The organism is Dactylosporangium aurantiacum (assembly GCF_000716715.1).
GTDB classification, from domain to species: Bacteria; Actinomycetota; Actinomycetes; order Mycobacteriales; family Micromonosporaceae; genus Dactylosporangium; species Dactylosporangium aurantiacum.
This window is the reverse complement of sequence record NZ_JNYJ01000004.1, coordinates 272897-283607: the sequence shown is the minus strand read 5'-3', so window position 1 is coordinate 283607 and position 10711 is coordinate 272897. Positions and strand designations below refer to the sequence as shown.

General features: G+C 72.7%; 9 protein-coding genes and 1 pseudogene. 8 read left to right on the top strand and 2 right to left on the bottom strand.

Annotation, left to right across the window (positions count from 1 at the left end; all coding sequences use genetic code 11):
• Positions 1-640 precede the first annotated feature (640 nt).
• Positions 641-937 carry an MGMT family protein gene (locus OP18_RS06060; RefSeq protein WP_033357701.1) on the bottom strand — a complete coding sequence of 99 codons (297 nt, stop codon included), beginning with the start codon at positions 935-937 and terminating at the stop codon, positions 641-643.
• Positions 938-989: 52 nt separating this feature from the next.
• Between OP18_RS06060 and proB the strand changes: the two genes are divergently transcribed.
• The gene (gene proB / locus OP18_RS06055; protein ID WP_211273448.1) at positions 990-2090 is read left to right on the top strand and encodes a glutamate 5-kinase; all 1101 of its coding nucleotides are present in this window, start codon (positions 990-992) and stop codon (positions 2088-2090) included.
• A 67-nt stretch (positions 2091-2157) separates the two neighbouring features.
• Here the strand turns inward: proB and OP18_RS06050 are convergent, their stop codons facing one another.
• On the bottom strand, positions 2158-3477 hold the full coding sequence (locus OP18_RS06050; protein WP_245635266.1) for a gamma-glutamyltransferase: 1320 nt from the start codon (positions 3475-3477) through the stop codon (positions 2158-2160).
• A 143-nt stretch (positions 3478-3620) separates the two neighbouring features.
• Between OP18_RS06050 and OP18_RS06045 the strand changes: the two genes are divergently transcribed.
• The 7 genes and pseudogenes from OP18_RS06045 (at position 3621) to OP18_RS06015 (ending at position 10592) form a co-directional block, all read left to right on the top strand.
• Positions 3621-4961, top strand: a complete 1341-nt coding sequence (locus tag OP18_RS06045) for an MFS transporter (RefSeq protein ID WP_052386279.1) — start codon at positions 3621-3623, stop codon at positions 4959-4961.
• Positions 4958-6355: a pyridoxal phosphate-dependent decarboxylase family protein gene (locus OP18_RS06040; protein WP_033357698.1), complete on the top strand. Its 1398-nt coding sequence runs from the start codon at positions 4958-4960 to the stop codon at positions 6353-6355. The genes OP18_RS06045 and OP18_RS06040 overlap by 4 nt, the downstream gene beginning before the upstream one ends.
• Before the next feature lie 4 nt (positions 6356-6359).
• Complete coding sequence (locus OP18_RS06035) at positions 6360-6872, top strand: NADH-quinone oxidoreductase subunit B (protein ID WP_033357697.1); 513 nt, start codon at positions 6360-6362, stop codon at positions 6870-6872.
• 10 nt (positions 6873-6882) lie between these two features.
• Positions 6883-7449, top strand: coding sequence for an NADH-quinone oxidoreductase subunit C (locus OP18_RS06030; protein ID WP_052386278.1), 567 nt, complete (start codon positions 6883-6885; stop codon positions 7447-7449).
• Positions 7449-8408, top strand: a complete 960-nt coding sequence (nuoH, locus tag OP18_RS06025) for an NADH-quinone oxidoreductase subunit NuoH (RefSeq protein WP_033357762.1) — start codon at positions 7449-7451, stop codon at positions 8406-8408. The genes OP18_RS06030 and nuoH overlap by 1 nt, the downstream gene beginning before the upstream one ends.
• Positions 8409-8434: 26 nt before the next feature.
• Positions 8435-8932: pseudogene (locus OP18_RS06020) on the top strand (NuoI/complex I 23 kDa subunit family protein); the annotation flags it as partial.
• A 76-nt stretch (positions 8933-9008) separates the two neighbouring features.
• Positions 9009-10592 (top strand): methyl-accepting chemotaxis protein, encoded by a 1584-nt coding sequence (locus OP18_RS06015; protein WP_052386277.1) that lies wholly within the window; start codon positions 9009-9011, stop codon positions 10590-10592.
• Positions 10593-10711: the final 119 nt, after the last annotated feature.

Sequence of the window (10711 nt, the reverse complement as noted above, 5' to 3'; positions counted from 1 at the left end):
TCCGGGTACCAGGCGGCCCGGCGCATGTCCACCTTGTCGGACTTGAGGGGCGTGCCCCCCTCGCGGGGGCGGCGGGGGGCCTCCTCGTCGTGGGCCGGGCGTGGGGCGCGCTCCCGCACCTCGTTTATAGTGCCGATTTGTCCGTGTTGGCTGCTGGCCGTGTTGACTGTGCCGGTGCCGGCTGTGCCCGTGTCGGCCCTGCCGGCCGGGGGTGTGTCCGCCAGGCCCGCTTATCCGACGGTTGTCCGCCTGGTCCGCCCGCGTCACCCACAAGCCGTCACGCCATGATCGCCTCGGTCGAAGGGCATCACCGGGGATCCCAGCCACCCGTCGCCCCCGCCGCACCCCGATCGCAGCGGTCTGGGCCACCGCCAACGCCAGCTTCTCCGCATCGCCATCGCCTGCCGGGCTGCTGACCCGGTGGATCGCGGCAACCCGGTGGATCGCTGTTGTCCCCCAGCAACGGCAATCCAACGGGTTGCGGTGTCAACGCCGACCTCAGCGTCGCCAGAATGATCACACCGCCACCTCCGGGCTGACCGACCTCCCGCAGTGCCGTGATCAGCGTGGCGTCGCGATCAGCGTGATCAGTGGCGCTGTCGCCCTCGGCCGGGCTGTGCGGGGTTGTGGGGTGGGCGGGTCAGTCCTCCGGGTACCAGGCGGCCCGGCGCATGTCCACCTTGTCGGACTTGAGGGGCGTGCCCTCCTGGCGGTGGCGGCGGAGGGCCTCCTGCTCGTGGCCCGGGACGAGGCGGCCGTTGGCGGCCACGACGCGGTGCCAGGGGACGCCGCCGCCCTCGCGGGCCATCACGGAGCCGACCTGACGCGGGCCGCCCCGGCCCAGGTAGTCGGCGATCGCGCCGTAGGACATGACGCGGCCCGGGGGGATGCGTTCCACCACGGTGAGGACCAGCTCGGCGAAGTCGTCATCGGCCACGATATGGGAACCTACCGTGGGTTCCGGACGGGGACCCGGCAAGATAGGCGGCGTGCGGGAACAGGTCACCGAGGCTCGACGGATCGTGGTCAAGGTCGGGTCGTCGTCGTTGACCACCGCGGCCGGCGGGCTCGACGCGGAGCGGGTCGACGCGCTGGTGGACGCGCTGGCGAAGAGTCCGGCGGAGGTCGTGCTCGTGTCGTCGGGGGCGATCGCGGCGGGGCTGGCGCCGCTGGGGTTGTCGCGGCGGCCACGGGACCTGTCGACGCAGCAGGCGGCGGCGAGCGTCGGGCAGGGGCTGCTGATGCGGGCGTACAACGACGCGTTCGCCCGGCACGGCAGGGTGGTCGGGCAGGTGCTGCTGACCGTCGACGACGTGACGCGGCGGGTGCACTACCGCAACGCGTACCGGACCCTGCGCCGGCTGCTGGACCTGCGGGCCGTGCCGATCGTGAACGAGAACGACACCGTGGCCACGCAGGAGATCCGCTTCGGTGACAACGACCGGCTGGCCGCGCTCGTGGCGTCGCTGGTCCACGCCGACCTGCTGGTGCTGCTGTCGGACGTCGACGGCCTGTACACGGGCGACCCGGCGAAACCGGGGTCGATGCCGGTGACGGACGTGCGCTCGCCGGACGATCTGTCGGGCATCGACGTGAAGCGGCCCGGCAAGGCCGGGGTCGGCACCGGCGGCATGGTGACCAAGGTCGAGGCGGCGCGGATCGCGACGACCAGCGGCATCCCGGTCGTGCTGACGTCGGCGCCCAACGCGGGCCGGGTCCTGGCCGGGGAGCCGGTCGGCACGCTGTTCCACCGGCTGCGGGAGCGGCCGCAGGCGCGGCTGTTCTGGCTCGCGCACGCGACCAGCCCGCGCGGCCGGCTGCACCTCGATCCGGGTGCGGTGCAGGCCGTCATCCAGCGGCACGCGTCGCTGCTGCCGGCCGGGATCACCGCGGTCGACGGGCGGTTCGCGGCCGGGGACCCGGTCGACCTGGTCGACGTGGGCGGGGTGCCGGTCGCCCGGGGGCTGGTCAACTACGACGCCACGGAGCTGCCGCCGCTGCTCGGCAGGTCGACGGGGGAGCTCGCCGCGGCGCTCGGCCCGGCGTACGAGCGCGAGGTCGTCCACCGCGACGACCTGGTCCTGCTGTAACCAAACACCGGCTGGAAACCGAACACCGGCTGGAAACCAAACACCCGGCTGGAAACCAGGAGCCCGGCTACAGCAGCCGCCCCACGCCCCCGCGCCGCGGGTCGCCGCCGGCGCCGGCCAGGCCGACCCCGCTGACGCCGCCGAAGAAGTGGTCGAGGCGGTCCCACCGCTGGACCACGTACCCGGCGCCGGCGAACGGCTCGGGGTCGCAGCCCGGCTCGACGTGCATGCGCCGGACCCCGTCGGCCGACACGGGATGGAAACGCGGCCGGCGGATCGCCGTGGCCATGTCGTCGCCGTGGACCAGCACGTTGGTGAGGGTCTCGATCAGCGCGGTCCGGATGCGGGTCGCGCCCGCGGAGCCGATCGCCATGACCAGGCCGCCGGTGGAGTCCAGCACGACGGTCGGGCACATGCACGACGCCATCCGCTCGCCGGGCCGGGTGCCGGGGCGGATGAGGTCGCCCTCGCCGAGCATGGAGTTGAGGTGGACGCCGAGGCCCGGCAGCCACACGCCCGCGCCGATGCCGAGCGTCATGGTGATCACGCAGGCGTTGCCGGAGTCGTCCACGACCGCGATGTTGGTCGTGTCGCCGAGGCGCTGGGAGCCGTACGCCAGCAGCGTGTCGGCCAGCTGCACCGCCGAGAACCCGGGCGGCAACGCGGCGATGGTCCGGATCGTCTCGTTCAGGTCCTCGCGCGCCAGCACGCGGTACGGGCCGAACGGCGCCGCCGTCACGGGCACCTGCAGCACCCGGTACGACGAGAGATCCCGCGCGCTGAGCACCCCGCCACCCGCCTGGACCTGCGCCAGCATCAGCCGCCCGACCTGCCCGGTGTAGAAGGCGGCCGGCCCCTGCGCCGACAGGATCCCCAGGGCGTCGTCCAGGCCGGGGTGGTGCAGCAGCTCGCCGCCCTCCAGCAGGCGGCCCTCGGGCGCGTACACCGCCGAACCGAACCCGGGCAGCATCGCCGGCGCCAGCGACACGAGGGTGCGGGCGTGCGCCCCGGGCAGCAGCACGCCGCTGCGGGCCAGGTTCAGCGCCGGCGCGACCACCCGCTGCCAGGGCAGCCGGCCCCAGCGGCGGTGGATCTCGCCGGCCCCGGCCGGGACGCCTGGCACGCCCACGCTCGACGCGCCGATCTCGTACCGTTGCGGCACACCACCGAACGAGATCTTGATCGGCACCATGGGCGCCGCCGGGGCGGTGCTGTCCAGGCCGGGCACCGCGCAGAAGAAGTCCAGGCAGGTGGTCGCGCCGGTGGCGGCGTTGAAGTAGGTTGCGAACCCGCCGCCGGCCAGGCCGGTCAGGACGCTCTCCGCGACGCAGCCGGCGAGCATGGCGGCCACGGCCGCGTCGGCGGCGGACCCACCGGCCTCGAGCACCCGCAGCCCGACCTCGGTGGTGGCGGGGTGCCCGGCGGCGACCCCGGCCGGGACCCGTGCCCGGGGGCGCGATGCTGCCTGCAGCAGGGCGGTGGACAGCGGAGGTTCCTTTCCGTGACGGTGATCGCTAGCATTCGTGGACCATGGCCCCAGACGTGCGAACCCAGGTCCTGCCGGGACGTGTGCGGGCGGGCTATGCGCTCGGATCGCTCGTCACCGGCGCGTTCGGCACCGTGCCGGGGCTGCTCCTGCTGCCCTACCTGACGGACACACTCGGCGTCGCTGCCGGGGTCGCCGGGCTGCTGGTGCTGGCGCCGAAGGCGTGGGACGTGCTGATCAACCCCGTTGCCGGGAGGATTTCCGATCGTACCCGCACCTCGATGGGGGCCAGGCGACCATTTCTGCTCTTCGGCGGGCTGGCGCTCGCCGTGCTGTTCGCCGCGATCTTCGCCGCGCCGAACGGAGCGGACTCCGCCGCCTACGCGGCCGTGATGTTCCTGCTCGCGGCGACCGCGTTCGCGTTCTACCAGGTGCCGTACGTCGCGATGCCGGCCGAGATGACCGACGACTACGCCGAGCGGACCCGGCTGATGAGCTGGCGGGTCGCCATCCTCGCGGTCGCGATCCTGGTCTCCGGGGCGCTGTCGCCGATGGTGACGAAACAGTTCGGCGGCGGCATCCCCGGTCACCGGGCGATGGGGATCTTCGTCGCCGCGCTGATCGTCGTCGGCACGTTCGGCTCGTTCCTCGGCACCCGGGGCGCGCCGGTGGGCACGGTCCTGCCGAGCGAGCCGTCCTTCGCCGTGCAGCTGCGGGTGGTGCGGGCCAGCCGGCCGTTCCGGCTGCTGCTGATCTGCTTCGTGGTGCAGGCCGCGGGCATCGCGACCATGCTGGCCGGAGTCAGCTACTTCGCCACGCAGATCCTCGACTCCCCGGACACCGGCGCGACGCTGCTCTTCGCGTGCTTCGTCGGCCCGGCGCTGCTGGTCATGCCGCTGTGGACCCGGGTCGGCCAGCGGGTCGGCAAGCTGCGCGCCTATGTGTCCGCGTCGCTGCTGTTCGCGGCCGCCGCCGGGCTGCTGGCGTTCGCGCCGTTCCTGCCGGCCGTCGTCGTGTACGTCCTGACCGGGCTCGTCGGCAGCGGCTACGCCGGCCAGCAGGTCTTCGGCATGGCCATGCTGCCGGACTGCATCGCGTTCGACGCCCGGCGCACCGGCCGCCGCCAGGCGGGCGTCTTCACCGGCCTGTGGACGGCGGGCGAGACCTTCGGCCTGGCGCTCGGCCCCGGCATCTTCGCGCTGCTGCTCGCCGCCTTCGGCTACGTGTCCAGCTCGTCCGGTGAGGCCGCGGCCCAGTCCGGCACCGCGAAGCTCGGCGTGCTGCTCGGATTCACCGTCGTGCCCGCGGTGGTCATGGCATCGGCGCTCATCGGTCTGCGAGGCTACGACCTGGACGAGCGACGACTGACCGAGGGGGTCACGTGAAAGGCATTCCGGCGCAGCAGGTCCTGGCCGAGCTGGCCGAGCTGCGCAAGGGGGACCTGCCCACGCACGGCGGGCGGCTGTTCGCCTACGTCTACGACCCGGCCGTGCCCGGCCTCGACGAGCTCGCCGCCGCCGCGTACGCGTCGTCCGCGCACGTCAACGGGCTCGACCCGACCGCGTTCCCGTCGCTGCTGCGGATGGAGAACGACCTCGTGGGGATGGCCGCGGCCGTCCTGGGCGGGGGACCGCAGACGGTCGGCAGCGTCACCAGCGGCGGCACCGAGTCGCTGATCCTCGCCGTGAAGGCGGCCCGCGACGGCGCCCCGCACATCGCCGAGCCGCGTCTGGTCATGCCGGTCACCGCGCACGCCGCCCTGGCCAAGGCCGCCGCGTACCTGCGGGTGGCGTTGGATGTCGTACCGGTCGGCGCCGACCTGCGCGTGGACCCCGCCGACGTCGCGGCGGCGATCGGGCCGTCCACCGTGCTGGTCGTGTGCTCGGCGCCGTCGTACGCGCACGGGCTGATCGACCCGGTCGAGCCGATCGCGGCCGCCGCGGCCGCCGCCGGGGTCCGCTGCCACGTCGACGCCTGCTTCGGCGGGTGGACGCTGCCGTTCCTGCGCCGCCTCGGCGAGCCGGTCCCGGCGTTCGACCTGTCCGTGCCGGGCGTCACCAGCATCTCCGTGGACCTGCACAAGTACGCGTACGCGCCGAAGGGCGTCTCCGTCCTGCTGCACCGTGACGAGGCGCTGCGCCTGCCGCAGTACTTCGGCTACGCCGACTGGCCCGGGTACACGATGGTCAACCCGGTCATCTCCTCCACCCGCTCCGGCGGGCCGATCGCGGCGGCCTGGGCGACCCTGCGGCACCTCGGCGACGACGGCTACCTCGCCCTCGCCGACACCACCCGCACCGCGGTGCGCGGCCTGGCCGCCGCCGTGTCGGCCGTCGACGGGCTGCGGCTGCTGCCGGTCGAGTCGACGGTGGTCGCGTTCCAGTCGACCGACGTCGACCTGTTCGTGCTCGCCGACGAGCTCGCCGCCCGCGGCTGGCACACCCAGCCGCAGTTCCGGCACGGGGACATCGCGCCGTCGGTACACCTGACGGTGACCGCGGCCGTGGCGCCCCGGGTGGAGGAGTTCGCCGCCGACCTCGCCGCGTCCGTCGCCGCCGCCCGCGCCCTCGGCCCGGTGGAGCTGCCCGACGGCATCTTCGAGCTGCTCGGCTCGGTCGAGTCGGTGGCCGCCGCGCTCGGCGTCGGCGCCGGGGACTCCGTCCTGCCCGAGCGCATGGCCGTCATCAACACGCTGCTCAACGCCGCGCCACCGGCTGTGCGCGAGCAGTTACTGGTCGCATTCCTCAGTCTGCTGCAGCGGCCGACGGGCGTAGGCTGACGGCATGGGGAGTGTCGTGGGCGACCCGATCAAGTTCGTGCTCAACTGGGGACGCCGCTATTCGCTGTGGGTGTTCAACTTCGGTCTCGCGTGCTGCGCGATCGAGTTCATCGCCACGTCGATGGGGCGGCACGACTTCATGCGCCTCGGCGTCATCCCGTTCGCGCACGGGCCGCGCCAGGCCGACCTCATGGTCGTCTCCGGCACCGTCACCGACAAGATGGCGCCCGCGGTCAAGCGGCTCTATGACCAGATGCCCGAGCCGAAGTACGTGATCAGCTTCGGCGCGTGCAGCAACTGCGGCGGGCCCTACTGGGACTCCTACTCCGTCACCAAGGGCGTCGACCAGCTCATCCCGGTCGACGTCTACATCCCCGGCTGCCCGCCGCGCCCGGAGGCGCTGCTGCACGGGATCATGAAGCTCCAGGACAAGATCGCGGGGGAGCAGTCGGGGCTCGGCGGGGTCAACCGCACCGACGTCAAAGCGCTGACCGCCCCCGCTGTGCGCAAGCCGTAGGATCGCGGGCATGAACTCCGACGAGCTCGGCGGGCTGTTCGGTGACGACGCGTCCGTCAGCGAGTCCGCCGGGGGTGGCCGCTTCAGCCGGCCGACCGTCGACGTGCCGCCCGAGCGTTGGCGCGCCGCGCTGCTGACCGCCCGCGACCAGCTGGCCTGCGACTTCTTCGACTGGTTGTCCGCCGTCGACGAGCTGCCCGGCGGCTTCACCGTGGTCGCGCACGTCTGGTCGACGACCGCGCACCACGGGCTGCTGCTGCGCACCTCCCTGCCGCGCGAGGCACCCGCCGTCGACTCGGTCGTCGACGTGTATGCGGGAGCCGCCTGGCACGAGCGCGAGACGCACGAGATGTTCGACATCGGCTTCGTCGGCAACGACGCGCTCGCGCCGCTGCTGCTGCCGCCGGAGTTCGAGGGCCACCCCCTGCGCAAGGAGTTCGTGCTCGCGTCCCGGGTGGCGAAGCCGTGGCCGGGCGCGAAGGAGCCCGGGGAGAGCGAGCACACGGCCAGCAAGCGTGCCCCGATGCGCCCGCCGGGCGTGCCCGATCCCAGCGAGTGGCCGGGAGGCCGGGCCTGATGCCGATCTGGTTGGAGCTGGCGCTGCGGGTCCTCGTCGTGGTCGCGGCGTTCCTCACCCTGCCGCTCGTCGTCGGCCAGGCCGAGCACAAGGTCATGGCGCACATGCAGGGCCGCCTCGGCCCCATGTATGCCGGCGCGTTCCACGGCTGGGCGCAGCTGGTCGCCGACGGGGTCAAGTTCGTGCAGAAGGAGGACATCACGCCGCGCGCCGCCGACCGGCAGGTCTTCCGGCTCGCCCCGGTCGTCGCGCTGCTGCCCTACCTGGCCGTGCTGCTGGTCATCCCGCTCGGGCCGCACGGCCTGGTCGCCCAGCCGCTGGACGTCGGGCTGTTCTTCGTCCTCGCCGTCGTCGGCATCGGCGTGATCGCCGTGCTCATGGCCGCCTGGTCGTCGGCCAACAAGTACTCGCTGCTCGGCGGGTTGCGGGCGGCGGCCCAGCTGCTCGGCTACGAGCTGCCGTTCGTGCTGTCGGCGGCGTCGGTCGCGATGGCCGCCGGCACCCTGTCGCTGTCCGGCATCGTCGAGGCGTGGCGCCCCTGGTGGCTGCTGTGGCAGCTGCCGGCGATGCTGATCTTCTTCACCGCGGGCCTCGCCGAGATCCGCCGCCCGCCGTTCGACATGCCGATCGCCGACTCGGAGCTGGTCTTCGGCTACCTGACGGAGTACACGGGCCTGCGGTTCGCGTTCTTCCTGCTGGCCGAGTACGTCGGCATCGTCGTGATCGCGGCGCTCACCACCGTGCTGTTCCTCGGCGGCTGGAAGGGCCCGTTCGACGACCAGCTCGGCTGGCTGTGGACGCTGCTGAAGGTCTTCGCCGTCGCGTTCGTGGTGATCTGGCTGCGGGTCGCGTATCCGCGCCTGCGCGAGGACCAGCTGCAGCGGCTGTGCTGGCTGGTCCTGGTGCCGCTGGCGCTGCTGCAGCTCGTCGTCACCGCCGCGGTCAAGGTCGCACTGTGAGCGCACGGTAGGTAAGGAGGGCACCCATGGAACTTCCCGGCAAAGGGCTCGTCAAGGGGCTCGCGGTGACCCTCGGCACGCTGGGCCGGCGCACCGGCACCCAGCAGTATCCCGATGTGGAGCCCGACCTGCCGCCGCGCAGCCGCGGCGTCATCGCGCTCATCGAGGAGAACTGCACGGTCTGCATGCTGTGCGCCCGGGAGTGCCCCGACTGGTGCATCTACATCGACTCCCACAAGGAGGAGGTCGTCGTCCCGGGCGCGGCGCGGGCCAGGCAGCGCAACGTGCTCGACCGGTTCGCGATCGACTTCTCGCTCTGCATGTACTGCGGGATCTGCATCGAGGTGTGCCCGTTCGACGCGCTGCACTGGTCGCCCGAGTTCGAGTACGCCGAGCACGACATCCGCGACCTGCTGCACGAGAAGGAGCGGCTCGAGGAGTGGGTCGCCACCGTCCCCGCGCCGCCGGCCCACGACCCTCGGGGTGAGCCGGCCAAGGAGCAGACCGCCGCCGCGAAACGCTCAGGTCGCGGCGCTGCCTGACCGATCCGACAGGTGAGCCGCGCCCAGGGGTCGCGGCCGACTGCGCGGAGGTGGCGGCATGTCCCGGCTTGGGATCTCGCAGAAGCTCTTCATCGGCTTCCTGCTCGTCTCGGTGGTGACGGTGGTGGTCGGCGTCTACGGCATCACCCGGTTGAAGGTGCTCAACCAGCGCACCGACGACGTGTACGCCACGGCGAGCGCGCCCGGGTACAACGCGCAGAAGATGCAGAACCACTGGACCGAGACCCAGCTGCTGATGTACGCCGCCGCGGTCAGCCCGGCGGCGAACCTCGACCAGATCGTCACCGGGTACGTCACACCGGTCGACGCCGAGTTCGACGCCGCGTACGCCGGGTATCTCGCCAGCCGGCACACCGCGGAGGGCAAGCGGCTCGCCGACGAGCTGGCCACGCAGATGGCCGCGGTCAGGAAGATCCGCGACGAGCAGCTGCTGCCCGCCGCCCGGCAGGGCAACACGCCGGCCGCGATGGGGGTGCTCTTCACCCCGCAGATGGGCGCCATCCTGGAGGCGCAGCAGAACGCCGGCAGCAGGATCGCCGACATCGAGCAGGCGAACGCGAAGCACATCGCCGACAAGGCCGACGACACCTACCGGTCCGCCCGCACCGGCCTGATCGTCATGCTGGTGCTCGGCATCGCCCTGTCGATGCTCCTCGCCGGCCTCGTCGCCCGGTCCATCGTGCGCTCGGTGCGCCGGGCCAAGGCCGTGCTGGACGAGGTCGCCGCCGGTGACCTGACCGCCCGCATGGACGTGACCAGCGGCGACGAGGTAGGCCAGATGGGTCTGGCGCTCAACGGCAGCCTCGACCGCATCGCCGAGATGGTGCGCCTGGTCAGCACGTCGGCGACGTCCCTGGCCGGCTCGTCGACCCGCCTCACCGGCGTGGCGCGCACCATCGCCTCGGGCGTCGGCGACGCCGCCGAGCAGGCCACCGCCGTCAGCGGCGCGGCCGGCGAGGTGTCGCGCAACGTGCAGACCGTCGCCGTGGGCACCGACGAGATGAACGAGAGCATCCGGGAGATCGCGCAGAACGCCACGGAAGCGGTACGGGTCGCGAACGAGGCCATGGAGGCCGCCAACGAGACGACCCGCACGATGGCGAAGCTCGGCGAGTCCAGCGCCGAGATCGGCAACGTCATCAACGTGATCACCGGCATCGCCGCGCAGACCAACCTGCTCGCGCTCAACGCCACGATCGAGGCCGCCCGGGCCGGCGAGGCCGGCAAGGGCTTCGCGGTCGTCGCCAACGAGGTCAAGGACCTCGCCCAGGAGACCGCCAAGGCGACCGAGGACATCGGCCAGCGCATCTCCGCGATCCAGGCCGACGCGGCCAGCGCCGTGGCCGCGATCAGCCGGATCAGCGAGGTCATCGAGAGCGTCAACGGGTACCAGACGACGATCGCCTCCGCGGTCGAGGAGCAGACCGCCACGACGAACGAGATGGGGCGCAACGCGGCGAACGCGGCCAGCGGCAGCACCGAGATCGCGGCCAGCATCGACCGGGTCGCGCGGGCGGCGCAGTCCACCAGCGCCGGGGTGCAGGAGACCGAGGCGGCGGCGGCCGAGCTGGCGGGCATGTCGCAGGAGCTGAGCCGGGTGGTGTCGCGCTTCCGCGCGTAGCGTCCGGCACGCTCCTCGCGGCGTCTGGCAGCACGCCCGTTTTTGCCGCCACGCCGGTTTTTGCCGCCCCGCCGGTCGAATCTTGTCGGACCCTGGTGGCAGGATGTCGGCCATGAGGG